Raw genomic sequence first — 23,263 nt, 5'->3', positions numbered from 1 at the left:
CACTCCTTACACGTTACGCAGCAGCGACACGTAGTGGCGTGTCACCGCAGTCAGATCGTCGCCTTCCAGCGGAAATTCAATACCGCGCGGTGCCTGTGCGGGCAACTGTTGCAGCAGTGTGCGCCAGTGGTCATCAGCCTCATCCAGCGCAATCGCGCGGTAGCTATCCTGGTGCGCCACGGCGGCTTTGACATGCACATAGCCCACCTGCGCAGCCAGCTGTTGCGCCGCCTGATCGGCATCCTCACCAGTCCAGCACCAGTTACCCATATCAAAGGTCATGCTGATCGGCAGATCCGCTTCCCTGACCGCCGTGAAAAAGGCGACTGACGGAGCCAGTCGGCCATGCTCAGTCTGGTCGTTTTCTACCGTCAGCTGAAATGGCAGATCCGCCAGCAGCGCCTGCAACGCTTCGCGAGGCAGCGCACCGGTGAACTCTCCCAGCGCCACTTTCAGCCGCTGAGCGTTTAACTGGCGTGCTTCTTCAACGTAGTGGGTTATACGGGGATTGATTTCGCCGCCGTCACAAAACAGCGTATCGGGCACCGAATAGCTGCTGTGCAGCTGATGCTGCGCCACCGCCCGGGCCAGTGCCGGCAGATCGGCCAGTGCCGCGTCATCAAGCAGTTCGCGGCGGATTTCGACCCCGTCTGCGCCCGCCTGCTGGATAATCGGCAGCAGCGCACGCTGACTGCCGAGAGCGGCGATTTGTGCGTGGCCATATGCGGCGGTCACCACGATGATGTCAGGTTTCATGTTCTACTCCATGGCAGGGTTCTGCCCATAACGAATACAAAAACCCTAAATGGAACCGGTTCCAAAGCAAAGCAGCAAACTGTGAAATTATGATCGTGCTCACGAAGCGAGCACGTAAACGGAAGGTTAAATCTGAAATTCAGTTAAGAGGCTGGCTGGAGCCGCGAACGATAAGTTCGCCAGAAAAGACCTGCTCGGCAACCGGCAATCCGCTGCCTTCGATGCGCGTAATCAGTCGTTCCAGCGCACTGTAGCCAATCTGCCAGGTGGGCTGTTTCAGCGTGGTGATACCGACACCGGCCAGCGCCGCCCACTCCAGTTCGTCAAAACCGAGCAGGCCGATATCGCGGCCCCAGTGCAGATTGAGTCGCTGTAGCGATCGCGCTACCTGCAGGGTCAGCGCCCCGTTGGCGACCATCACTGCGCAACGTTTGCCGGTGTGACGCTGATGAAAGGCCAGCAGCGCCTGATCCAGCGCGGCGGGCTGATGCAGCGCCACTTCCGTATTCTCATGCTCAACCTGCGGATGCTCTGCCAGTAGCTGGCGGAAGGCCTGCAGGCGCTCACGGCGCGTGTTGACGCTGCCCAGCGGCTCGCTAAGAAACAGCAGCGCATCATAGCCATTGTCGACCAGATGCCGCGTTGCCGTTTCAGCTGCCTCGGCGTTATTCAGGCCCACCACATCGCAGGGAAAATCGGGGATTTTACGGTCAATCAGCACCATCGGCAGCAGGGATTGTTGCAGATGGTTCAGCACCTCTTCGCGCATCCCGACGGCGTTAACCACAATGCCCTCAACCTGATAGCTGCTCAGCAATTGCAGATAGTGTTGCTCCAGATCCACTTCGTTATTGGTGTTACACATCAGCAGCGTGAAGCCCTGTTCGCGGCAGGCGGCTTCAATACCGCTCATGACATCAACAGAATAGGGATTGGTGATATCGGCGATAATCAGCCCGATCAGGCGGGTACGTCCGCGCTTCAGGCCACGCGCCATCTGACTCGGGCGATAGCTGAGATCAGCAATAGCCTGTTCGATCCGCGCTTTCAGACCGGCAGAGAGCAGATGCAGTTCACCATTGAGATAGCGTGAAACGCTGGTTTTACCGGTTCGTGCCGCGTGAGCAACATCGCTGATGGTGGCGCGAGGCGGCCTGATTTTCATGAGATATCCTGCGTAATAAGAAACCCGGCAGAGACTAGCACAAGCAAAGCCCGGCGCAAAAAGCGCTACGCCGGTAATTGCAGCCAGGGTTGCCACAGAGTCTGTAACGTCTCCGGCGGTGCGCCATCAATCAGCCGGATGACCATTTCAGCCACCTGTTCACCGGCCTGATGCGGCGTCGCCTGACGAATGGCGACAATGGGATGATCGAGAATCGCATCTCGCGGCAATCCTTCCCAGCCCGCCAGCAGAATGGCACCCTCGCCCGCTGCACGCCCGGCCAGTTGCAGCGCCAGAGCCGCGCCTTCAGCCAGCGCAGCGCAGTCGGTGATGATCACTTCCGGTACTGGCCCCTCTGCCAGCCACTCCCGGGTTTGCTGATAGCCGGCGCGACGCGACGGCGCCACCGCCGCCATCGCATAAGGCGTAACCTCCCCCAGCGCCGTCAGATAACCCTGACGCCGGTCACGCACCCGCGTACTGTTTTCATTGCTGCCAAGCCAGGCTATCCGCTGCCGTCCCTGCGCCAGCGACCAGCCCACCGCCAGCTGTGAACCGGCAAGGTGATCAACATCAAACCACGCATAGGTCGATGGCAGATCGCTGCGGCCCAGCGCCAGAAAACGAAAATTGGTCTGGAGCAGAGCATGAAGCCGACTGTCTTCTGGCGTGGTGTGGCCGACGATCAGGGCATCAACGGCGCCACTGCGCAGCAGGCGTGTCAGCGTCGCCTGACTCTGCTGCTTATCCGCCAGCAACAGCAGGTTAATGTCATAACGGGCAAGGTGATGCTCCAGCGCCAGCAGCATGTCGCTGAAGTCGCTGCCATTCAGGGGAGAGGCACCGATCGGGTAGACGAACCCCACCGCATTAGCACGGCCGGTTTTCAGACGCCGGGCCGCCGCATTAGGCCGGTAGCCACGCCGCTGCGCTTCCTCTTCGATGCGTTTACGCGTCTCCGGAGCGACATCCTGATAACCGTTGAGGGCGCGGCTGACGGTCGTTACGGAAAGACCTAAAACCGCAGCGATGGCTTTAAGAGACATGGGAAGGCGTCCATTGATCAATTTTTGATCAGACTACCATAAAGCCTCTGCTGGCTCTATTCGCAGAAACATTACTGATACTTTTAACGCGATGCTTTACAGAAAAAAGGCGCCCCCGGGCGGGGGCGACCGCGTTTATCCCAGCGGGCTGAGCGTGATCTCAACACGACGATTTTGCGCTTTGCCTGCTTCGGTGCTGTTGCTGGCAACCGGGTTATCCGGGCCTGCACCTTGGGTGCGCAGGCGATCGCTGGCAACACCCTGCACGATCAACGCGCTGGCGACGCTTTCAGCACGCTGCTGTGACAGACGCATGTTCAGCGCGCGGGTGCCGGTGCTGTCGGTATAACCCACTACGTTTACCGCGGTTTTCGGATACTCTTTCAGCACCATTGAAACACCTGTCAGGGTGTTCGCGCCGGCAGGTTTCAGATTGCTGCTGCTGGAGTCGAAGGTGACATTGTTTGGCATATTCAGGACGATGTTATCGCCATTACGGGTCACGCTGACGCCCGTTCCACGCATCTTGTCGCGCAGTTTCGCTTCCTGCACATCCATGTAGTAGCCCACGCCACCGCCCAGTGCGGCTCCGCCTGCAGCACCAATCAGCGCACCTTTACGGCGATCTTTCTTCGACGAGGAGAGTACGCCGACACCGGCACCCACTAACGCACCCAGGCCTGCGCCCACACCTGACTTACCCGCCTGAGATTCGCCGGTGTAAGGATTGGTGGTACAACCTGGCAGGGCCAGACTGCCGCTTAATAACAAGGTGATGGCGATTAATTTCTTCTGCATTTTTGTTCCCTTACATTCGACACACAGGGGAAAACCTTTCCCATAAGTGGCACGATTATGCCGCCTGGTGGCCGGGAATGTAGTGAGGAAAAATCCTGATTTAGCGGGAATTACGCCTTTTGGTTGTCAGGATGGCAAAAACAGTTGCTCTGATGATCGTTTATCAGCCCGCAGGCCTGCATAAAGGAGTAGCAGATTGTGGGGCCGATGAATTTGAAACCACGCTGCTTTAGCGCCTTCGAGAGCGCAATGGCCTGCTCTGAGGTGGTGGGAGCCTGACTATAGTCAGGATAATGGTGGACGATTTGCGCGTTATCGACAAATTGCCAGACGAAGTGGCTGAAATCCTCTCCTTGCGCTTCCATCTGGAGATAAGCGCGGGCGTTGGCGATAATCGCCGCGATTTTACCGGCGTGGCGGATAATGCCGCTGTTGAGCATCAGTGTGTCGATCTCTGCCGCATCCATCTGTGCAATCGCCTGCGGATCAAACTGGTGAAACGCCGCCCGATAGTTTTCGCGCTTTTTCAGCACGGTTATCCAGGATAACCCCGCCTGCTGTCCTTCCAGACAGAGCATCTCAAACAGCGCACGCTTGTCTCTCTGTGCCACACCCCACTCCCTGTCGTGATAAGCCAGATAGAGGGGATCCTGCGTTACCCAACCACATCGTTGCATCGCATTGTTCCTTTATAACGAGAATATTTTAGCGGTCCGCTTGATCTTAGAATTAATCGGTTGATAGTTAAACGATCACCGGTTAAATAACAGAGACGGGCCGAAATTTAATTTAAACGCCGGATAATAACTTCAGCCTTGCCTGGAGAAGCGATGTTGCCGAGAAGCGGTTGGAAAGGTCTGCGGATCTGCTGTGCTGTATGGCTGTTAATCTTAACGCAACCGACTTTTGCGCGCGGCGGCATCTCTGCGCCTCAACATCCCGACTTTCTGCCCGACTACGATACGATTCTGGCGGAGAAGATCGCCCTGACGCCACTCGCCTTCAGCGATGAGAGCCGCGCCCTGTTTGAAGCCGCCATCAACTCTCCCACCGCGTCACCCATCGCCGTCCACAGTGAAACCGGCAGCGTAGGCACTACCCCGCTGGGAAAACGCTATCGGGCTGGGGTTGACCTGCCCATTGCCCCGTCATTTACCACCGGGCCGGTGGCGCAGTATGCCGTTGATCCGCAGCAGATGAACTGTCTGCAATGTGACTACAGCGATCAACAGAGTCGTGAGCAGAGCGCCAGCGTCGGCTGGCGCATCGATTCACAGCAGGGATGGATATCGCCCTGGGCGCAGCTGAGTTATCACTATCTGCTGGCAGACACGCCGCAGAATCCCCGGCGTGAGGCGACGAACGGCACCGATCAGTCCGAAGGCATCGATCTGAGCATCGGTGCACAAGTGCCTCTGAACGATAATCTGGCGGCTTTCGCCGCGTTTTCACAAAGCGAAGCGCTGAATAACCAGGAGCAGCAACTTTATACCTTTGGCTTCAGCGCCAGCTTCTGACCGGGGCATGAAAAGAGAAAGGGAATCGGGCGTTTAAAATATAATGAGTCCGCTAATCATTATACTGGTAACACTATGCGCAACGATTTGACAATTATTGGCCGTGAAATGACGGTCTTCATACTGGCAGCACTCTTTCTCGCTCTGATGATATTGCCCATCTATATTGATGTGGCCTGGATGAATGATGCGCTGCACGAAACTTCTTTTACTGAAACCACCCAGGAAATCATGCTGGCGGTGATTGCCGCCCTGTTCTTTATTGCGGCCCAGCGCCGTCCGGCTCAGCGCGGCGCGCTGACCTTAGTGGCGGGCTTCTATAGCTGTATGCTGATCCGTGAGCTCGACTTTGTGTTTGATGCCATCCAGCATGGCAGCTGGATCTGGTTCGCCCTGGCGGTGACGGCCGGTTGTCTGGCCGTCGCGCTGCGAACGCCGAAAAAAACCCTGCATGCGCTGGCCAGGCTGCTGCAGCACCGCAGCTGGCCGGTGATGGCCTCCGGCTTTTTAGTGGTGCTGGTCTTCTCACGACTGTTTGGTATTCATGCGTTGTGGCAGCACCTGATGCTGGGAGATTACAACCGCGTGGTGAAAAACATGGCCGAAGAGGGCACCGAACTGCTGGGTTACGGCCTGTGCTGGCTGGCCTCGGTTCGCTATTTATGGCAGACCCGTCCGGCCGCCGCTGCCGTCAGCGTGCACGCCACCGAATCTGCACCGGCCCGTCACGCCACTTCTCCGGTCACCTCGCACTGATCCGCACTCTTGCTTTTTAAGCGATCCGCATCATTAAAAAAGGTACAATAAACACTTCTGCGTCGGCGACGGGTTCCCGGCGCAAGGTGTTCGTTAACCTCAGGTCTTTTCATGTCAGCTAAAATCTTAACTTCAACGCTCATTGGCCTGGATGCCTTCCGACAGGATCCGCTGACTGCCCTGCAGCAGGCGGAAAAGGGCACGCTGGCGGTGTTAGATAATTATGCGCCGGTGATGTACGCCATCACACCTAAGCGTCTGGCTGAGCTGCTGGCGCTGGAAGCCGCCGCCCGGCAGCCGAATGATGTGGCGCTGGATGACAGCCTGTATGACGATTCTCCCGCCGCGATCCATACGCCGGCTGGTAAGTTCGCCATGTATCAGGGCTGGCAGCCGGATGCCGACTTTACGCGCCAGGCCGCGATCTGGGGTGTGTCGCTGGGCGAACCGGTGACCCCCAGCGAGCTGGCGGCCTTTGTGGCTTACTGGCAGGCGGAAGGCCGGATGTTCCATCATGTACAGTGGCAACAGAAACTGGCACGCAGCATTCAGATGAACCGTGCCGCAAACGGCGGGCAACCGAAGCGTGATATCACGCAGTTGCCCGATCCTGACCGTACCATTCCCGATGGTTTCCGAGGTGAATGATGAAAACGCCAAACGATCTCTTTAACCGTCTGAAAAAAATGATGCCCGCAGGCACCCGTCCTAAATTTGCCAATGGCGAAGAGCTACTGGCGTGGAATCAGGAGCAGGGTCGTCTGCGATCAGAGGCGATTGTGCGTGAGAATCGCGCAATGAAAATGCAGCGCGTAATGGGCCGTTCCGGCATTCGCGAGCTGCATATGAACTGCTCATTTGATAATTACCGGGTAGAGAATGAGGGACAGCGCAAGGCGCTGGAACTGGCGCGTCAGTATGCCGCTGAATTTGATGGCAGCATCGCCAGTTTTGTCTTTTCAGGCCGTCCCGGCACCGGTAAAAACCATCTGGCCGCCGCGATTGGCAACGACCTGATCCTGCGCGGTAAAAGCGTGCTGATCGTGACGGTTGCTGATTTGATGTCGAGCATGAAGGGCACCTTCAGTGGCAGCAGCGGCATTACCGAAGAGCGGCTGATTCAGGATCTCAGCAGTGTTGATCTGCTGGTGATTGATGAGATCGGTATGCAGAGCGAATCGCGCTACGAAAAAGTGATTATTAACCAGATTGTCGATCGCCGATCCTCCTCGAAACGCCCGACCGGCATGTTATCTAACCTCGACCATGCGGGCATGAATACGCTGCTGGGCGAACGTGTCATGGACCGTATGCGCCTTGGCAACAGCCTGTGGGTGCGCTTCGACTGGGAAAGCTATCGCAGTCGGGTACGCGGCGACGAATATTAAACAGTGACCCGGCAGCGCCGGGTCACTGCGCTCATCGGGCCTGAAGCCCCTCTTCATAACGACGCGCTATACCGCCTTTGCCCTTCCGCCCATGCCCGGCGCAGCCGGACGCGCTGAGTCAGGATCATTCCGACGTCCGGCCACTGGTGCAGCAGAAAACCCGGCATTAATCCCACGATCTGATCGCGGTCACGATCTTAGCCACAGGCGATCGGGTTGTGTGAAACCGCCCGCAAAAGTGTGGGATGTGGAATACGTATGGGCTGATACACTCAATTCTTACTCCTCTGTTGAGTGAACCCGTAATGAAAACGAACGGCAAAGGCCCTGCACTACTGCGACTGAATAACCAGAAACGGGTGATGACTCAGCTGCGTAAGCTGCGCGTGACGTCGCGTCAGGATCTGGCGGAGGCGCTGACACTCAGCAAAAATACCGTCTCATTAATCATTGATGACCTGCTGGAGCAGGGTCTGATAGAGGAGCTGGGGCCGGTCAGCGTCGCGTCCGCCGGACGGCCTAAAATCGGGATTACCCTGCGACCGGAAAAGCTCAAGAGCGCAGGCATCATGGTGGAACGCAACGTTATCCACTGGCGGGTCTGCGACTATTTTTCACAGGTGCTGGCTGAAAAGACGCTGCGCACCGATACCAGTAACCCGACCCGACTGCTGGCTGAGCTGGCGATGCTGTGCCGGGAACTGATGAAAAGCTATCCTGATTTGCTCGGCATTGGCCTGGGTTTTCCCGGTATCGTCGATCCCCGGCGCGGCTGGATGCATATTTCATTGCCTCTCGAATGGCAGGATGTTGACCTGCTGGGCGCGCTGAGTAAGCACGTCAGTCTCCCCATCCGCATTATGAATAATGTCAAAGCCGCTGCGCTGCTGGCGGTACAGCTGCGTGGATTATCAGTGGAGAGCGGTCACTTTTATCTGCGTATTTCCGAGGGAATTGGCGGTGCACTGGTACAGCATGGCGAAGTATTTACCGGGCACAGCTGGACGGCGGGCGAGGCGGGACATCTGGTTGTCCAGCCCGACGGCCCGCGTTGCAGTTGCGGCCGCCGCGGTTGCCTGGAAGCGCTGGTCAGCCAGCCTGCGGTTAAACAGCAGCTGGCGCAGCGTCAGCCTGGCCTGAGCTGGCAGAACCGCGACAGCGCGCCACGGGTGGTGGATGAGGTGATGGCGCAGGCGGGTGGCTATCTGGGTGCGGCGCTGAGTCAGATTATGCTGCTGCTCAATCCCGCCACCATCATCATTGATTGTCCGTGGAACGCCAGTGAAGTCTTCTGCAAGGCGGTGCGCACTACCGCACACGGCAACGCGCTGGCCTTTACCGCCGCACATACCCTGCTGCACTTTCCTGAGCAGCGGATCGATCCGGCCAACGGGCTGGCGCTGGCGGTGCTGGAGCAGAGTGAGCAGCGGATGATCTAGTGGATCAAGCCGCCCTGATTCATCCGGTATCCATCCACCTCAGACTGAACGCTTCCTGCTACAACACATTCTCCCCAAAATGCTGGCGATACTCTTTTGGCGTGGTGTCGTAGCTTTTGCGGAAGACCGAATAGAAGTATTGCAGCGAAGGATAGCCGCACATCTGCGAGATCTCGTTGATGTTGAGCGATGAAGAGGCCAGCAGTTCGCGCGCTTTTTCCAGTTTTTCACGATGGATCATCGCATGGAGGGTGTCGCCGGTCTCATCCCGAAAGCGTTTTTCCAGATTAGAACGCGACAGCCCGACTGCATCCAGCACCTGCTCCACTTTAATCCCCTTACAGGCGTTGAAGCGGATGTAGTGCATCGCCTGTATCACCGCCGGATCGCGCAGCGAGCGGAAGTCGGTAGAGCGCCGGGCGATGACTTTCACCGGCGGCACCAGGATGCGCTGAAGCGGTAAGGGCTGCTTATCCAGCAGCCGATGCAGCAGTTTGGCCGCCTGATAGCCCATCTGTCGCGAGCCCTGCGCCACAGAAGAGAGCGCCACGCGTGACAGATAGCGGGTCAGCTCCTCATTATCAATCCCGATCACCGTAAGCTTCTCCGGCACCGGTATTTTCAGGTGTTCGCACGCCTGCAGCAGGTGTCGCGCCCGTGAATCCGTGACGGCGATAATGCCGGTTTGCGGCGGCAGTGTCTGCAGCCAGTCGGCGAGACGGTTCTGGGCGTGCTGCCAGTTTTCCGGCGCGGTTTCCATGCCCTGATAGACCACGCCCTGATAGCGCTCACGTCCCACCAGCTGGCGAAACGCCTGTTCACGCTCCTGTGCCCAGCGCTTGCCGCTGGAGACCGGTAAACCATAAAAGGCGAAGCGGTTAATGCCCTTCTCTTTCAGATGCAGAAAGGCTTTCTCCACCAGCGCGGCGTTGTCAGTGGCAATGTAGTGCACCGGCGGATAATCCTCCTGCCGGTGGTAAGAGCCGCCAACGCCGACAATCGGCACGGAGACATTCGACAGCAGGGTTTCGATAGAGCGATCGTCGTAATCGGCGATCACCCCATCGCCCAGCCACTCCCGGATGTTGTCGATGCGGCAGCGGAAATCTTCTTCGATGAAGATATCCCAGTCAGTCTGCGACGCCTGCAGATACTCACCGACGCCCTCCACAACCTGACGGTCATACACTTTGTTGGCGTTAAACAGCAGGGTAATGCGATAGCGTTTCTCATGCATGATGGCGCGTTCCCTTAAATCCTCAGCGCATTGCATAACACGGCTGAAAGGGCCAAAAAAATTGTTTGCGCCACAATGTGATCGCCCGCGCGATTACACCCGACGCCGCGTTGCCGTATCCATCCACACCGCCAGCAGCAGAATCGCGCCTTTGACGATGTACTGCCAGAAAGTCGGCACATCCATCATGCTCATGCCGTTATCCAGCGAGGCCATAATAAACGCCCCCATTACCGCGCCCGCAACCGAACCTACGCCACCCGCCAGGCTGGTGCCGCCGATGACACAGGCGGCGATAGCGTCGAGTTCCGCAATATTACCCGCCGACGGCGAACCTGCGCCCAGCCGTGAACTGAGGATCAGCCCGGCAATCGCCACCATCACACCGTTGATGGCAAACACCGCCAGCTTGGTACGCGCCACGTTAATGCCAGACAGGCGCGCAGCATCAATGTTGCCGCCGATGGCGTAGATACGACGGCCAAACGCGGTGCGGGTTGCCATAAACATGCCCGCCAGCAACAGCACGGCCAGCAGTAACACCGGGGTCGGCACGCCGCGATAGTCGTTGAGCAACCAGATGGCACCCAGCACTAAGATGGCGGTGATCGCCTGACGCCCGACGGTGCCGCTGGCTGCGCCCTGCGCCAGTCCGAGCTGCTGACGACGCAGCCGCAGCCGCCACTGCCACAACATAAACAACGCCAGACCGGCAAAGCCAAAGCCGAAACCGACGCCGCCCGGCAGATAACTCTGACCAATCTGCGACATGCCCGGCGTGATCGGCGCAACCGTAGTGCCATCGGTAATCCCGACCAGAACACCGCGGAAAGCCAGCATTCCCGCCAACGTCACGATAAACGAAGGCACTTTACGGTAGGCCACCCACCAGCCATTCCACGTGCCAAGCAGCAATCCCATCACCAGCGTCACCACGATGGTCAGCGGCAACGGCCAGCCGAGCCAGACGTCGAATATCGCCGCCGCGCCACCCAGCAGGCCCATCATGGAACCTACTGACAGGTCGATCTCCGCCGAGATAATTACGAACACCATACCCACGGCCAGAATGCCGGTAATGGCGGTCTGACGCAGCAGGTTGGAGACGTTACGCGCACTGAGCCACGCGCCGTCTGTGGTCCAGGTAAAGAACAGGGCAATCAGCACAATTGCGCCCAGCATCACCAGAACCTGTAGATTAGGCAGTGTGAACCTGCCCGGTGACGGTTTGCCCGGCGTGCCGGAGAGGCGGCTTTGGGTACTTTCACTTTTAAGCATAATGTTCACTCCGCAGGGCAGCTTCCATCACCTGCTCCTGAGTCAGGTTATCGTTAATCAAATCGGCTTTGATCTGCCCTTCATGCATCACCAGCACCCGATCGCTCAGGCCCAGCACTTCCGGCAGCTCAGAGGAAATCACAATCACCGCGATACCCTGCTGAACCAGTGCATTGATCAGCAGATAGATCTCCTGACGTGCGCCCACATCAATGCCGCGCGTCGGTTCATCGAGGATCAGGATTTTTGGATTGAGCAGCAGACATTTCGCCAGAATCGCTTTCTGCTGGTTGCCGCCGCTCAAACGGCCAATCGGCAGTTCTGATGAGGAGGTTTTCACCCGCAGCCGACCGATCGCGTCGTTGATCGCCTGCTGCTCCTGCGCTTCATCCAGCGTTGAGAGCCGGTGGCTGAACTGGTCCAGCGCCGCCAGGGTAATATTTTTGCCCACCGCCATCAGCGGCACGATGCCATCTTTTTTACGATCTTCCGGCACCATAGCGATGCCGTGCGCAATGGCGGCGCGGCAATCGGTGATGTTGACCTGTTTGCCATTGATCCAGATATCGCCCTGCCAGCGTCCTGGCCAGACGCCAAACAGACACTGCACCGTTTCCGTCCTGCCTGCGCCTACCAGCCCGGCGATGCCAAGGATTTCACCGCGTCTGAGCGAGAACGAAACATTGTTAACGCGGCGGATGTGGCGGTTAACCGGATGCCAGGCGGTGAGGTTTTCAACTTTCAGTATCACGTCGCCAATCTGATGCGGCGCGTGGGGATAGAGCGCGGTCAGCTCGCGTCCTACCATCATGGTGATGATGTCATCTTCGCTCAGGCCCGCTGCCGGACGGGTAGCAATATGCTGGCCGTCACGAATCACGCAGATGGTATCGGAGATCGCCTTAACCTCATTCAGCTTGTGCGAGATGTAGATGCAGGCAATGCCGTGTTCACGCAGATTGCGGATGATGCCGAGCAGCACGTCCGTTTCCTGCTCCGTCAGGGAAGAGGTCGGCTCATCCAGAATCAGCAACCGGACCTGTTTGTTAAGGGCGCGGGCAATCTCCACCAGTTGCTGCTGCCCAAGGCCTAACTCACCGACCCGGGTGGCGGGAGAAACGTTCAGCCCGACCCGCGCCAGCAGTTGCTGGCAGCGCAGGGTCATGGTTTCATCATCCACCATGCCGAAACGGCACAGTTCGGCACCGAGGAAAATGTTCTCCATCACCGTCAGTTGCCGCACCAGCGCCAGCTCCTGATGAATAATCACAATGCCTTTACGCTCGGTATCGCGAATGGTCTGCGCCTGAATGTCGTCGCCAGAGAAGTGAATCTGCCCTTCAAAATCACCGTGCGGATAGAGTCCGCACAGGATTTTCATCAGCGTCGATTTGCCCGATCCATTCTCACCACACAGCGACATCACTTCGCCCGCCTCAAGTTGCAGGCTGACATCATTCAGCGCCTTCACGGCACCGAAACGCTTGGTGATATTTTTCATTTCCAGCAGCATCGACTGTTCTCCCTCACGCTATGCGCAGTCAGAGTTCGCTCTGTTTGTGGAAACCGTCTTTCACCACGGTGCTTTCAATATTGTCTTTGTTGACCGGAATCGGCTTCAGCAGCCGTGACGGAACCTCTTTCAGACCATTGTTAAGCGTGCTGTTGCTGGCAGGTGTTTTGCCCTCGCCCAGTTCGACGGCAATTTTCGCCGCTTCGGTGGCGAGCTCAGTGATCGGTTTGTAAACCGTCATGGTCTGGGTGCCCGCTTTGATACGCTTAATGGCTGCCAGATCGGCATCCTGACCGGAGATCGCCACTTTTCCTGCCAGCCCCTGCGCGCTCAGCGCCTGAATCGCGCCGCCTGCGGTGGCATCGTTAGAGGCCACGACCGCATCGATATGGTTGCCGTTGGCGGTCAGGGCATTTTCCATAATTTTCAGGGCATTTTCCGGCAGCCAGGCATCGACCCACTGGTCGCCAACAATTTTAATGCTGCCGTTATCGATATAGGGTTTTAACACTTTCATCTGTCCGGCACGGAACAGGCGTGCGTTATTATCCACAGGCGATCCGCCCATTAAAAAATAGTTGCCCTTAGGCACCTGTTTCACAATGCTCTCGGCCTGCAGTTCGCCCACTTTTTCATTATCGAAAGAGATATAAAAGTCGATATCGGCATTATTTATCATTCGGTCATACGCCAGCACTTTAATGCCTTCCCGTTTCGCTTCAGCGACAACATTACTCAATACCTGACCGTTGTAGGGAATAATCACCAGCACATCCACACCGCGATTGATCATATTTTCAATCTGCGACATCTGTGTCTCTTCGTTGCCGTTGGCTGACTGAACAAACACCTTCGCGCCCAGCGTCTCAGCCTGTTTTACGAAAATATCGCGGTCTTTCTGCCAGCGCTCGAGTCGCAAATCGTCAATCGCCATGCCGATCTTCACTTCTTTTGCCACGCTGGTCTGGCTGAACAGCGCCAGCGCCGCACAGGCGGCGAGCAGTGCATGTTTCATCTTCATTGTGATCATCCTGTAGGTTGAGGCTATTGTCGTTTCAGGCCTATAAACCAGGCGGATGAATTGTTGCCCTTATTTTCCTGTTACAGCAATTACTGATTTTTATCCGGCTATTACGTTTTTTGGTTTATTTCATTTTTTATGAGCGCGATCGAGGTTTCATCTTTTTCGGACAAGAGAGCGATAACGATAAACCATCCCGTAAATAACATTATTATGCGAGCCAGCGCACAAATAATAATTATCTGACACCCGTAGTGAAATATCGTAATTGTGATGAGACAGCAGCCAATATCAAATATTGCTTCAACGCAGGCCATTCGGGTACTGATGCTAAGGAGCAAACCATGCACGCTTATTTCGATCAGATCGATCGGGTTCGTTATGAAGGCACCCAGTCGACTCATCCTCTCGCTTTCCGCCACTACAATCCCGATGAGGTGATCCTCGGCAAGACCATGGCGGAGCATCTGCGCTTTGCCGCCTGTTACTGGCACACCTTCTGCTGGAATGGCGCGGATATGTTTGGTGTCGGCGCTTTTGATCGTCCGTGGCAGAAAAGCGGAGATGCGCTGCAGCTGGCAAAACTGAAAGCGGATGTGGCCTTTGAGTTTTTCCACAAGCTGAATGTGCCGTGGTACTGCTTCCATGACGTTGATGTGTCACCAGAAGGCGATTCGCTGCACAGCTACAAAGAGAATTTTGCCGCCATGACCGATAAACTGCTGGAGAAACAGCAGGAGACCGGCGTGAAACTGCTGTGGGGCACGGCCAACTGCTTTACCCATCCGCGCTACGGAGCCGGGGCTGCCACCAATCCCGATCCTGAAGTTTTTGCCTGGGCAGCGACGCAGGTCTGCAGCGCCATGCAGGCGACCAAAACCCTGGGCGGTGAAAACTATGTGTTGTGGGGCGGACGCGAAGGGTACGAAACTCTGCTGAATACCGATCTGCGCCAGGAGCGCGAGCAGATTGGCCGCTTTATGCAGATGGTGGTCGAGCACAAACACAAAATTGGCTTCCAGGGAACGCTGCTGATCGAACCGAAACCGCAGGAGCCGACCAAACATCAGTATGACTATGATGTCGCGACGGTTTATGGCTTCCTGAAACAGTTCGGACTGGAGAAAGAGATCAAGGTTAACGTTGAGGCGAACCACGCCACGCTGGCGGGTCACTCTTTCCATCATGAAATTGCGACGGCCATTGCGCTGGGCATTTTTGGTTCAGTGGATGCCAATCGCGGCGATCCGCAGTGCGGCTGGGATACCGATCAGTTCCCGGTCAGCGTGGAAGAGAATGCGCTGGTGATGTACGAAATTCTCAAAGCGGGCGGCTTTACCACAGGCGGCTTAAACTTTGATGCCAAAGTGCGTCGTCAGAGCACTGATAAATACGATCTGTTCTACGGTCATATTGGCGCGATGGATACCATGGCGCTGGCGCTGAAAGTCGCCGCTCGCATGATCAGCGACGGTGAACTCGATAAGCGTGTGGCACAGCGCTACAGCGGCTGGAATGGTGAGTTCGGCCAGCAAATTTTGAAAGGTGAGTTTTCACTGGAGGCACTGGCGGCGCATGCTCAGCAGCAGCAGCTCAATCCGCAGCATCAGAGCGGACGTCAGGAGCAGCTGGAAAATCTGGTGAATCACTACCTGTTTGATTTCTAACCCTTCAGGAGCAGAGCATGTTTATCGGGATCGATTTAGGCACCTCTGGCGTCAAAGTGGTGCTGATGGATGCACAAGGCAACGTGGTGGCGACGGAAACAGCGCCGCTGCAGGTTTCGCGTCCGCAGCCATTGTGGAGCGAGCAGGATCCCGAAAGCTGGTGGCAGGCGCTGGATTTGGCCATGCAGGCGCTGAGCGCGCAGCAGGATCTGCGCGCGGTGCAGGCCATCGGGCTGAGCGGACAGATGCATGGTGCAATGCTGCTCGACAGTGCAAACCAGGTATTACGACCGGCCATGCTCTGGAATGATGGGCGCAGCGAGGCGCAGTGCCGTGAGCTGGAACAAAAGGTGCCGGATTCGCGGGCGATCACCGGCAACCTGATGATGCCCGGCTTCACGGCTCCCAAGCTGCTGTGGGTTCAGCAACATGAACCGGCAATATTCAGTCAGATCGCTCACGTGCTGTTGCCCAAAGATTACCTGCGCTGGCGATTGAGTGGCGACTTCGCTACTGATATGTCAGATGCAGCAGGCACGATGTGGCTGGATGTGGCGCGGCGTGACTGGAGCGATGCGATGCTGCGCGCCTGCGACCTCAGCCGCGATCAGATGCCGCAACTCTATGAGGGCAATGCCCTGACCGGCCGCTTATATGCCGAACTGGCCACACGCTGGAGGATGAACGCCGTGCCGCTGGCGGCGGGCGGTGGCGACAATGCTGCGGGTGCGATTGGTGTCGGCATGACCGAACCGGGTCAGGGCATGCTGTCGCTGGGTACGTCGGGCGTCTACTTCGTGGTGAGCGACGGCTATCTCAGCAATCCGCAGCGCGCGGTACACAGCTTCTGTCATGCGTTACCCCAGCGCTGGCATCTGATGTCGGTAATGCTCAGCGCAGCCTCCTGTCTGGACTGGGCTGCGACGCTGACCGGTTGCAGAGACGTTCCTGAGCTGCTGGCTGAAGCTGAACGCGCACGCGATGACCTGCCCGGCCTGTGGTTTCTGCCCTATCTTTCCGGTGAGCGCACGCCGCACAATAACCCGAATGCCTGCGGTGCTTTCTTTGGCTTTACCCATCAGCATAGCCGTCCCGAGCTGGCGAGAGCGGTGCTGGAAGGCGTCGGGTTTGCGCTGGCGGAGGGCATGGACGCGCTACACGACTGTGGCGTTCAGCCAAAGAGCATTATGTTGATCGGCGGCGGCGCACGCAGTGCACTGTGGCGTCAGATGCTGGCAGACATCAGCGGCCAGACGCTGGATTACTGCCATGGCGGGGAGGTTGGCCCGGCGCTGGGGGCCGCCAGGCTGGCACAGCAGGCGCTGGATGCAGAGGTCACTGTGCCGACCCCGGTTCTGGTGCAGCGACACCAGCCGGATCCGGCCCGGGTAGCGCACTACCAGCCACGTCGTGAGACCTTTGCGACGCTGTATCAACAGCTCCTGCCGCTCATGAAGTAAACCTGCGAGAACGCTCTGCCTGTTATGAATTTAAATCGCCTGTTAACGGATCCCCCTGCCATGTAATGCCAGGGGGTAATGAAGGCAGAACAGGTGATCGTGAGCCATATTACTGACCCGGAATGGCCGGAATGATACTTACTCCAGCCATACCATCACGGCAGCATCAGCCGATCGCGCCCAGCGTATCTTCCTGACCCTGTTTCTTCGGCAGCAGGAACAGCGTCGCCGCAATATCCAGCAGATAAATCAGCGCCAGCAGGGTAATCGCCGCCGTAAACGAGAACTGGCTCGCCAGCAGACCAATCACCACCGGGCCGAAGCCGCCCACACCGCGACCAAGGTTGAACAGGACGTTTTGCGCGGTGGCACGCACCTGCGGCGGAAAGGTATCGGAAATCAGCGCGCCATAACCGCCAATCATGCCGTTAACAAACATCCCCATGATCGCGCCGGTAAATAGCATGATGTTCGGGTCGCGCAGCTGAGCATAAACCACCACCATCACTACTGCGCCAAACTGATAGAGCAGGAAGATTTTCCAGCGAGCGAAGCGGTCGGCCAGTACACCAAACAGCCAGATGCCAAAGGTCATCCCGACCACGGTCACCGCGGTCCAGAGGCCCGACTTCGTCAGGCTGAAGCCAAAGCTGGAGGAGAGGTAACTCGGCATCCAGATCATCAGCCCGTAGTAACCAAAGTTCTGTACTGAACAGAGGATAAAAATGCCCAGGCTGGCTTTGGCGGTGGCGCGATCGCGCACCAGCAGTTTCAGGCGCGCCGGAAAAGAGAGTGACGGCACATGTTTAACCTGTCGATGATACGCCTCCGGTTCACCCATGCCGCGACGAATGGCAAACGAGACCAGCGCAGGCAACAAGCCGACCAGAAACATGCCGCGCCAGCCGATGATAGTCAGCAGCGGCGGTGTGATAAAGGCCGCCATCAGCACCCCGAGTTGCCAGCCGATGCCAACCCACGCTGATGCGCGATTACGCTTCTCCGCAGGCCAGGCTTCGGCAATCAGCGCCATGCCGATACCAAATTCGCCACCCAGACCGACACCCGCCAGCGTTCGCCAGGCGAGCAGATCCCAGTAGCCCTGCGCCACCGCGCACAGCCCGGTAAAGACCGAAAAGACCAGAATCGTGACGGTGAGCATGCGGATGCGACCATAGCGGTCGCTGAGATGACCAAATACGATGCCACCGATAACCGCGCCAATCAGCGTCCAGGTCACCAGCGATCCCGCCTGTGATGGGTTGAGCGCCAGCGAAACACTGATAGCCGGCAGCATAAAGCCGAGTATCAGCAGGTCAAATCCATCCATGGCATAACCGCTGACCGCAGCCAGCATCGCTTTGCCTGGCGTTACGCCGGGCTTAGATTGGGGAGAAGGGGACATCGTTGCGCACCTCATAAAGAAAAGTGCCGCAATTATAGAGAGAGTTCAGGATGTGACCAATTGAAAAGGCTTATCCCTGCGCCGATCAGGCGCAGGAAGAAGATTTATCAGGAAGGTCTGTTGCTGCCGTCATCGCCCGACAGTAATTCATCGAGCCGGTCACCGCCAACGTGACGGAAATCCTGACCTTTGACGAAATAGAAGATGATTTCGCAGATATTCTGGCAACGATCGCCGATACGCTCAATGGCGCGGGCACAGAACAGCGCCGTCAGCACGCTGGGAATGGTGCGCGGATCTTCCATCATGTAGGTCATCAGCTGGCGCACAATGCCTTCGTACTCTTTATCCACCTTTTTATCTTCACGGTAGATAGTGATCGCTTCGTTGAGATCCATGCGTGCAAAAGCGTCCAGCACATCATGCAGCATCTGCACGGTGTGACGACCCAGTGACTCAAGGCTGACCAGCAGCGGCAAATGCTGCTGACCAAACTTCTCCAGCGCCGTGCGGCTGATCTTCTCCGCCACGTCGCCAATGCGCTCCAGCTCAGAAATGGCTTTGATGATCGCCATCACCAGTCGCAAATCGATCGCGGTTGGCTGACGTTTGGCGATGATGCGCACACAGGCTTCATCAATCTCCACTTCCATCATATTGACCTTCTGGTCGCCGTCGATCACCCGCTGCGCCAGTTCGCCATCCAGATTATGCATGGCGGTAATTGCATCGGTCAGCTGCTGCTCGACCATACCGCCCATGATCATCACCTGGGTACGGATATGCTCCAGCTCGGCATTGAACTGACCGGAGATGTGCTTATTCAGATTAAGATTATCCATGTCGATCTCCTGTCAGATCAGCCGTATCGGCCAGTTATATAATCTTCGGTTTGCTTCTGGGCGGGTTTAGTGAACAGCGTGTCGGTATCGCTGAACTCAATCAGTTCGCCCAGATACATGAAAGCCGTATGGTCAGAGCAGCGTGCAGCCTGTTGCATGTTGTGCGTCACGATCACCACGGTGTAATCCTGTTTCAGCTCGGTGATCAGCTCCTCAATACGGCCAGTAGAGATGGGATCAAGCGCGGAGCAGGGCTCATCCAGCAACAAGACTTCCGGGCGAATCGCGATACCGCGGGCAATGCACAGACGCTGCTGCTGGCCGCCGGAGAGACTGTAACCGCTCTGATGCAGCTTGTCTTTGGTTTCATTCCACAGCGCGGCTTTGGTCAGCGCCCACTGTACGCGCGCATCCATATCGGCACGCGACAGCTTTTCAAACAGGCGAACGCCAAAGGCGATGTTGTCATAGATCGACATCGGGAACGGCGTAGGCTTCTGAAACACCATGCCGACCCGGGCGCGCAGCAGCGCGATATCCTGCTGAGTCGCCAGAATGTTTTCGCCATCCAGCAGAATGTCCCCTTCAGCCCGCTGATCCGGATAGAGCGAGTACATTTTGTTGAAGGTCCGCAGCAGGGTCGACTTACCACAGCCCGATGGCCCGATAAACGCAGTCACCTGATTCTTAGCGATATCCAGATTGATGTTCTTCAGCGCATGATATTTGCCGTAATAGAAGTTCAGATTACGGACCTGAATTTTATCGGCTGATGCTGTCGCGATACTCATAATTCATCTCTCTTATACGGCGCCGCACAGGGCCGCGCCGGAAATTAACCGTGTTTACCTTTGGCGAAAATCACCCGCGCCACGATGTTCAGCACCAGCACGCACAGGGTGATAATCAGCACGCCCGCCCAGGCCAGGCTCTGCCATTCGGCGAACGGGCTCATGGCGAACTTAAAGATGGTGACCGGCAGGTTCGCCAGCGGCTGCATCATGTCGGTGCTCCAGAACTGGTTCGAGAGCGCCGTGAACAGCAGCGGTGCCGTTTCACCTGCAATGCGGGCAATCGCCAGCAGCACACCCGTGATGATGCCGGAGACCGACGCTTTCAGGGTGATAGACGCGATCATCTTCCACTTGGGCGTACCCAGCGCGTAAGCCGCTTCACGCATGCTGTCTGGCACCAGTCGCATCATGTTTTCGGTGGTACGAATCACAATCGGCACCTGCAGCAGCGCCAGCGCAATCACCCCGGCCCAGCCGGAGAAGTGCTGCATCTGCGATACCACAAGGGTGTAGACGAACAGGCCGACCACAATCGAGGGGGCCGAAAGCAGAATGTCGTTAATAAAGCGGATCACTTCTGCCAGTGGCGACTTGCGCCCATATTCCGCCAGATAGATACCCGCCATGATGCCCAGCGGTGTGCCGAAGAAGGTAGACCAGAAAATCAGTAATCCGCTGCCTGCCAGGGCGTTAGCCAGCCCGCCGCCCGTGGTATTGGGTGGTGGCGTTGATTCGGTGAACAGGGACCAGGAGAGCCCATCCACGCCGCGCGATACGGTGGTGAACAGGATCCACACCAGCCAGAACAGGCCAAAAGCCATGGTCAGCAGCGACAGCGTCAGCGCAATTTTATTTTTAGTGCTGCGCCAGGACTGCATTTTACGGCGTGATGCGTCCAGTTCAGCGCGCGCCTGAATTTCAATTGTGGTCATGAGCGCGCTCCTTCACTTTTCGCCAGCCGCATAATCATCAGCTTTGAAATCGCCAGCACGATAAAGGTAATCACAAACAGGATCAGTCCCAGCTCCATCAGCGCGGCGACGTGCACGCCCGATTCCGCTTCAGCGAACTCGTTGGCCAGCGCCGAGGTGATGCTGTTACCCGGCATAAACAGTGACGGGCTGTCGAGCTGGTAGGTGTTGCCGATAATAAAAGTCACCGCCATGGTTTCACCCAGCGCACGACCCAGTCCGAGCATCACACCGCCAATCACGCCATTTTTGGTAAAGGGCAGTACGATGCGCCAGATCACTTCCCAGGTGGTGCAGCCGATGCCGTAGGCTGACTCTTTCATCATCACCGGGGTCTGCTCAAAGACGTCGCGCATGACCGAGGCGATGTAAGGGATGATCATGATCGCCAGAATCACACCCGCCGCGAGGATGCCGATACCGAAAGCGGGGCCGGAGAAAAGCTCGCCGACAATCGGAATGCCCGATAGCACGTCATTGACCGGTGTCTGGAAGTATTCGGCAAACAGCGGCGCGAAAACAAACAGACCCCACATGCCATAAACAATACTGGGAATGGCCGCCAGCAGCTCAATGGCGGTGCCCAGCGGGCGACGCAGCCAGCCTGGCGCGAGTTCGGTCAGGAACAGCGCGATACCAAAACTCACCGGTACTGCGATAATCAGGGCAATAATGGAGGTCACAAGGGTGCCGTAGATCGGTACCAGTGCACCAAATTGTTCGTTGGGCGCATCCCAGGTTTTGGTCCACAAAAAGGCGAAACCAAACTTCTGGATGCTGGGCCACGAGGAGATGATCAGGGAGACAATAATGCCGCCCATCAGTAACAGGACAATCAGCGCAGCCAGCCTGACCAGCGCGCCAAAAATTCTGTCACCTTGTTTGCCTGGGGCTTTGAATGCCGGCTTCGTTGCAGCCATAGAAGTCTCAGTCTTCAGAAGTTATCAGGACGGCATGACGCCGCCCGTTGAGTCTGACCGGACTGCTGTCCGGTCAGGGTCGGTCAATTACTGATAAAGCGCTTTACCAGAACTGTCTTTGATGTTGGCTTTCCAGGCGGCGCGAATCTGTTCAGTCACGCTCTCTGGCAGCGCAGCATAATCCAGCGCTGTGGCGGTTTTGCTGCCGCTTTTGTAAGCCCAGTCGAAGAATTTCAGTACTTCAGCGCCTTTGGCCGCATTAGCCTGATCTTTGTAGATCAGAATAAAGGTGGTTGACGAGATTGGCCAGGCATCAGCGCCCTTCTGGAAGGTCAGATCCTGCGCGAACGATTTGCTCCAGTCAGCGCCTTTCGCGGCATTACTGAAGCTGGTTTCGCTTGGGGCGACCGCTTTACCATCGGCATCGATCAGTTTGGTGTAGGTCAGGTTATTCTGTTTGGCGTAGGCGTACTCCACGTAGCCGATTGAACCCGGCAGACGCTGAACAAACGCGGCGACGCCGTCGTTGCCTTTGCCGCCCAGACCGACCGGCCAGTTGACGGTGTTACCTTTACCAATTTTGCTGTTCCAGTCCGGGTTCACTTTCGCCAGATAGCTGGTGAACACGAACGAGGTGCCTGAACCGTCAGCGCGACGTACCACGTTGATGTTGGTCTCTGGCAGTTTCACGCCTGGGTTAAGTTTAGCAATCGCCGGGTCGTTCCACTTTTTGATGGTGCCGAGGTAGATATCACCGACGGTTTTGCCATCCAGCGTCAGCTGACCTGACTTGATACCCGGCAGGTTAACCGCCAGTACCACGCCACCGATCACGGTAGGGAACTGGAACAGGCCATTTTTCTGCAGATCTTCATCTTTCATTGGCGCATCGGACGCACCGAAATCGACGGTTTTGGCGATGATCTGTTTCACGCCGCCAGATGAACCGATACCCTGGTAGTTAACTTTGCTACCGGTGGCTTTTTGATATTCTGCTGCCCACTTGGCATAAACCGGCGCCGGGAACGTCCCGCCTGCGCCAGTGAGATCGGTTGCCGCAAAAGCAGATACCGCGCTTACGGCGAAGGTGGTGGCGAGGATTCGGGCTACGGTGCTACGCATCAGTGTCATATTCCCTCCAGGGGAGAAAAGTCAGGCTTGGGGCCGTTTTAGTAAGAATCTGTGATTGCTGCAGGAGGGAAAATAGGACAGTTTGATGACAGTGAAATGTACGAAATATGACAGTTATATGACAGAGGGCCAGAGCAAAGTGGGCCCGCGACGGGGCCC

The 23,263-nt window shown here is 57.0% G+C and carries 22 protein-coding genes; 7 read left to right on the top strand and 15 right to left on the bottom strand.

Going from position 1 to position 23,263, the window contains the following annotated elements:
* Positions 1-6: 6 nt before the first annotated feature.
* From LC417_RS19345 to LC417_RS19325, 5 genes are all read right to left on the bottom strand, one after another.
* Positions 7-756, bottom strand: a complete 750-nt coding sequence (locus tag LC417_RS19345) for a sugar phosphate isomerase/epimerase (protein ID WP_223566243.1) — start codon at positions 754-756, stop codon at positions 7-9.
* A gap of 139 nt (positions 757-895) precedes the next feature.
* Positions 896-1,921 (bottom strand): LacI family DNA-binding transcriptional regulator, encoded by a 1,026-nt coding sequence (locus LC417_RS19340; protein ID WP_010258906.1) that lies wholly within the window; start codon positions 1,919-1,921, stop codon positions 896-898.
* Between the two features lie 65 nt (positions 1,922-1,986).
* Positions 1,987-2,967, bottom strand: a complete 981-nt coding sequence (locus LC417_RS19335; protein ID WP_129063207.1) for a LacI family DNA-binding transcriptional regulator — start codon at positions 2,965-2,967, stop codon at positions 1,987-1,989.
* Positions 2,968-3,102: 135 nt separating this feature from the next.
* Positions 3,103-3,765 carry an OmpA family lipoprotein gene (locus LC417_RS19330; RefSeq protein WP_010258904.1) on the bottom strand — a complete coding sequence of 221 codons (663 nt, stop codon included), beginning with the start codon at positions 3,763-3,765 and terminating at the stop codon, positions 3,103-3,105.
* A 110-nt stretch (positions 3,766-3,875) separates the two neighbouring features.
* Positions 3,876-4,442 carry a DNA-3-methyladenine glycosylase I gene (locus tag LC417_RS19325; protein WP_033773192.1) on the bottom strand — a complete coding sequence of 189 codons (567 nt, stop codon included), beginning with the start codon at positions 4,440-4,442 and terminating at the stop codon, positions 3,876-3,878.
* Positions 4,443-4,595: 153 nt separating this feature from the next.
* Here LC417_RS19325 and LC417_RS19320 point away from each other — a divergent pair, with 153 nt between their 5' ends.
* The 5 genes from LC417_RS19320 (at position 4,596) to LC417_RS19300 (ending at position 8,865) form a co-directional block, all read left to right on the top strand.
* Positions 4,596-5,282, top strand: a complete 687-nt coding sequence (locus LC417_RS19320; RefSeq protein ID WP_010258902.1) for an autotransporter — start codon at positions 4,596-4,598, stop codon at positions 5,280-5,282.
* 75 nt (positions 5,283-5,357) lie between these two features.
* Positions 5,358-6,038 (top strand): hypothetical protein, encoded by a 681-nt coding sequence (locus tag LC417_RS19315; RefSeq protein ID WP_010671597.1) that lies wholly within the window; start codon positions 5,358-5,360, stop codon positions 6,036-6,038.
* A gap of 111 nt (positions 6,039-6,149) precedes the next feature.
* The gene (gene dnaT, locus LC417_RS19310) at positions 6,150-6,686 is read left to right on the top strand and encodes a primosomal protein DnaT (protein WP_010258900.1); all 537 of its coding nucleotides are present in this window, start codon (positions 6,150-6,152) and stop codon (positions 6,684-6,686) included.
* Positions 6,686-7,426: a DNA replication protein DnaC gene (gene dnaC, locus LC417_RS19305; RefSeq protein WP_010258898.1), complete on the top strand. Its 741-nt coding sequence runs from the start codon at positions 6,686-6,688 to the stop codon at positions 7,424-7,426. Before dnaT ends, dnaC begins: the two co-directional genes overlap by 1 nt.
* A 305-nt stretch (positions 7,427-7,731) precedes the next feature.
* Positions 7,732-8,865, top strand: coding sequence for an ROK family transcriptional regulator (locus LC417_RS19300; protein ID WP_022624794.1), 1,134 nt, complete (start codon positions 7,732-7,734; stop codon positions 8,863-8,865).
* A gap of 58 nt (positions 8,866-8,923) precedes the next feature.
* On the opposite strand, the gene xylR is transcribed toward LC417_RS19300, so the two are convergent.
* From xylR to xylF, 4 genes are all read right to left on the bottom strand, one after another.
* Positions 8,924-10,102: a D-xylose utilization transcriptional activator XylR gene (gene xylR, locus LC417_RS19295; RefSeq protein ID WP_010672192.1), complete on the bottom strand. Its 1,179-nt coding sequence runs from the start codon at positions 10,100-10,102 to the stop codon at positions 8,924-8,926.
* A gap of 93 nt (positions 10,103-10,195) precedes the next feature.
* On the bottom strand, positions 10,196-11,380 hold the full coding sequence (gene xylH, locus LC417_RS19290) for a xylose ABC transporter permease XylH (RefSeq protein ID WP_052270968.1): 1,185 nt from the start codon (positions 11,378-11,380) through the stop codon (positions 10,196-10,198).
* Positions 11,373-12,893, bottom strand: a complete 1,521-nt coding sequence (locus tag LC417_RS19285) for a xylose ABC transporter ATP-binding protein (protein WP_187505935.1) — start codon at positions 12,891-12,893, stop codon at positions 11,373-11,375. The genes xylH and LC417_RS19285 overlap by 8 nt, the downstream gene beginning before the upstream one ends.
* Positions 12,894-12,921: 28 nt before the next feature.
* The gene (xylF, locus tag LC417_RS19280; protein ID WP_010258888.1) at positions 12,922-13,914 is read right to left on the bottom strand and encodes a D-xylose ABC transporter substrate-binding protein; all 993 of its coding nucleotides are present in this window, start codon (positions 13,912-13,914) and stop codon (positions 12,922-12,924) included.
* Between the two features lie 344 nt (positions 13,915-14,258).
* Here xylF and xylA point away from each other — a divergent pair, with 344 nt between their 5' ends.
* On the top strand, positions 14,259-15,581 hold the full coding sequence (gene xylA, locus LC417_RS19275) for a xylose isomerase (protein WP_010258886.1): 1,323 nt from the start codon (positions 14,259-14,261) through the stop codon (positions 15,579-15,581).
* Between the two features lie 17 nt (positions 15,582-15,598).
* Positions 15,599-17,041 (top strand): xylulokinase, encoded by a 1,443-nt coding sequence (gene xylB / locus LC417_RS19270; RefSeq protein WP_223566242.1) that lies wholly within the window; start codon positions 15,599-15,601, stop codon positions 17,039-17,041.
* A gap of 166 nt (positions 17,042-17,207) precedes the next feature.
* On the opposite strand, the gene LC417_RS19265 is transcribed toward xylB, so the two are convergent.
* The 6 genes from LC417_RS19265 to pstS all read right to left on the bottom strand — a co-directional run bounded on the left by LC417_RS19265 (position 17,208) and on the right by pstS (position 23,104).
* The gene (locus tag LC417_RS19265; protein WP_187508256.1) at positions 17,208-18,446 is read right to left on the bottom strand and encodes an MFS transporter; all 1,239 of its coding nucleotides are present in this window, start codon (positions 18,444-18,446) and stop codon (positions 17,208-17,210) included.
* 107 nt (positions 18,447-18,553) lie between these two features.
* Positions 18,554-19,288: a phosphate signaling complex protein PhoU gene (phoU, locus tag LC417_RS19260; RefSeq protein WP_010258881.1), complete on the bottom strand. Its 735-nt coding sequence runs from the start codon at positions 19,286-19,288 to the stop codon at positions 18,554-18,556.
* A gap of 17 nt (positions 19,289-19,305) precedes the next feature.
* Positions 19,306-20,079, bottom strand: coding sequence for a phosphate ABC transporter ATP-binding protein PstB (gene pstB / locus LC417_RS19255; protein WP_010258879.1), 774 nt, complete (start codon positions 20,077-20,079; stop codon positions 19,306-19,308).
* 44 nt (positions 20,080-20,123) lie between these two features.
* Complete coding sequence (gene pstA / locus LC417_RS19250; protein ID WP_033759314.1) at positions 20,124-21,014, bottom strand: phosphate ABC transporter permease PstA; 891 nt, start codon at positions 21,012-21,014, stop codon at positions 20,124-20,126.
* Complete coding sequence (gene pstC / locus LC417_RS19245) at positions 21,011-21,973, bottom strand: phosphate ABC transporter permease PstC (RefSeq protein ID WP_022624789.1); 963 nt, start codon at positions 21,971-21,973, stop codon at positions 21,011-21,013. The genes pstA and pstC overlap by 4 nt, the downstream gene beginning before the upstream one ends.
* An 87-nt stretch (positions 21,974-22,060) precedes the next feature.
* Positions 22,061-23,104: a phosphate ABC transporter substrate-binding protein PstS gene (gene pstS, locus LC417_RS19240; RefSeq protein WP_010258875.1), complete on the bottom strand. Its 1,044-nt coding sequence runs from the start codon at positions 23,102-23,104 to the stop codon at positions 22,061-22,063.
* Positions 23,105-23,263 lie beyond the last annotated feature (159 nt).

Source organism: Pantoea sp. OVA07A (assembly GCF_019969975.1).
Classification (GTDB): domain Bacteria; phylum Pseudomonadota; class Gammaproteobacteria; order Enterobacterales; family Enterobacteriaceae; genus Pantoea; species Pantoea agglomerans.
Note: the sequence above shows the minus strand (reverse complement) of the source record. Positions and strands in the feature narration are given on the sequence as shown.

What these genes read in the sequence shown, in the direction of transcription:
- LC417_RS19340 (WP_010258906.1), bottom strand. Translation starts at nt 1,921, where the DNA reads ATGAAAATCAGGCCGCCTCGCGCCACCATCAGCGATGTTGCTCACGCG.
- xylB (WP_223566242.1), top strand. Translation starts at nt 15,599, where the DNA reads ATGTTTATCGGGATCGATTTAGGCACCTCTGGCGTCAAAGTGGTGCTG.
- LC417_RS19335 (WP_129063207.1), bottom strand. Translation starts at nt 2,967, where the DNA reads ATGTCTCTTAAAGCCATCGCTGCGGTTTTAGGTCTTTCCGTAACGACC.
- pstB (WP_010258879.1), bottom strand. Translation starts at nt 20,079, where the DNA reads ATGAGTATCGCGACAGCATCAGCCGATAAAATTCAGGTCCGTAATCTG.
- LC417_RS19315 (WP_010671597.1), top strand. Translation starts at nt 5,358, where the DNA reads ATGCGCAACGATTTGACAATTATTGGCCGTGAAATGACGGTCTTCATA.
- pstC (WP_022624789.1), bottom strand. Translation starts at nt 21,973, where the DNA reads ATGGCTGCAACGAAGCCGGCATTCAAAGCCCCAGGCAAACAAGGTGAC.
- pstA (WP_033759314.1), bottom strand. Translation starts at nt 21,014, where the DNA reads ATGACCACAATTGAAATTCAGGCGCGCGCTGAACTGGACGCATCACGC.
- xylR (WP_010672192.1), bottom strand. Translation starts at nt 10,102, where the DNA reads ATGCATGAGAAACGCTATCGCATTACCCTGCTGTTTAACGCCAACAAA.
- LC417_RS19330 (WP_010258904.1), bottom strand. Translation starts at nt 3,765, where the DNA reads ATGCAGAAGAAATTAATCGCCATCACCTTGTTATTAAGCGGCAGTCTG.
- LC417_RS19345 (WP_223566243.1), bottom strand. Translation starts at nt 756, where the DNA reads ATGAAACCTGACATCATCGTGGTGACCGCCGCATATGGCCACGCACAA.
- phoU (WP_010258881.1), bottom strand. Translation starts at nt 19,288, where the DNA reads ATGGATAATCTTAATCTGAATAAGCACATCTCCGGTCAGTTCAATGCC.
- LC417_RS19300 (WP_022624794.1), top strand. Translation starts at nt 7,732, where the DNA reads ATGAAAACGAACGGCAAAGGCCCTGCACTACTGCGACTGAATAACCAG.
- dnaC (WP_010258898.1), top strand. Translation starts at nt 6,686, where the DNA reads ATGAAAACGCCAAACGATCTCTTTAACCGTCTGAAAAAAATGATGCCC.
- dnaT (WP_010258900.1), top strand. Translation starts at nt 6,150, where the DNA reads ATGTCAGCTAAAATCTTAACTTCAACGCTCATTGGCCTGGATGCCTTC.
- LC417_RS19325 (WP_033773192.1), bottom strand. Translation starts at nt 4,442, where the DNA reads ATGCAACGATGTGGTTGGGTAACGCAGGATCCCCTCTATCTGGCTTAT.
- xylF (WP_010258888.1), bottom strand. Translation starts at nt 13,914, where the DNA reads ATGAAGATGAAACATGCACTGCTCGCCGCCTGTGCGGCGCTGGCGCTG.
- LC417_RS19285 (WP_187505935.1), bottom strand. Translation starts at nt 12,893, where the DNA reads ATGCTGCTGGAAATGAAAAATATCACCAAGCGTTTCGGTGCCGTGAAG.
- LC417_RS19265 (WP_187508256.1), bottom strand. Translation starts at nt 18,446, where the DNA reads ATGTCCCCTTCTCCCCAATCTAAGCCCGGCGTAACGCCAGGCAAAGCG.
- pstS (WP_010258875.1), bottom strand. Translation starts at nt 23,104, where the DNA reads ATGACACTGATGCGTAGCACCGTAGCCCGAATCCTCGCCACCACCTTC.
- xylH (WP_052270968.1), bottom strand. Translation starts at nt 11,380, where the DNA reads ATGCTTAAAAGTGAAAGTACCCAAAGCCGCCTCTCCGGCACGCCGGGC.
- xylA (WP_010258886.1), top strand. Translation starts at nt 14,259, where the DNA reads ATGCACGCTTATTTCGATCAGATCGATCGGGTTCGTTATGAAGGCACC.
- LC417_RS19320 (WP_010258902.1), top strand. Translation starts at nt 4,596, where the DNA reads ATGTTGCCGAGAAGCGGTTGGAAAGGTCTGCGGATCTGCTGTGCTGTA.